We start from the raw sequence: 492 nt of genomic DNA on the forward strand, positions 1-492 counted from the left end.
CCTTCCTCACGACTGAAAGTGCTTTACAACCCGAAGGCCTTCTTCACACACGCGGCATGGCTGCATCAGGCTTGCGCCCATTGTGCAATATTCCCCACTGCTGCCTCCCGTAGGAGTCTGGACCGTGTCTCAGTTCCAGTGTGGCTGATCATCCTCTCAGACCAGCTAGGGATCGTCGCCTTGGTGAGCCATTACCTCACCAACTAGCTAATCCCACCTGGGCTAATCTTGACGCGAGAGGTCCGAAGATCCCCCTCTTTGGCCCGTAGGCATTATGCGGTATTAGCCATCGTTTCCAATAGTTATCCCCCACATCAAGGCATATTCCCAGGCATTACTCACCCGTCCGCCGCTCGTCATCTTCAAAAGCAAGCTTTTGAAATGTTACCGCTCGACTTGCATGTGTTAGGCCTGCCGCCAGCGTTCAATCTGAGCCATGATCAAACTCTTCAATTTAAGATTTTGTCGGCTCAATGAATACTGACTTCAAAA

General features: G+C 51.4%; 1 rRNA gene. It reads right to left on the reverse strand.

What is annotated here, in order from left to right:
- A 16S ribosomal RNA gene (locus RH85_RS13005) occupies positions 1-456 on the reverse strand; the annotation flags it as partial.
- Between the last annotated feature and the right edge of the window lie 36 nt (positions 457-492).

This window comes from Vibrio ichthyoenteri ATCC 700023, from assembly GCF_000222605.1.
GTDB classification, from domain to species: Bacteria; Pseudomonadota; Gammaproteobacteria; order Enterobacterales; family Vibrionaceae; genus Vibrio; species Vibrio ichthyoenteri.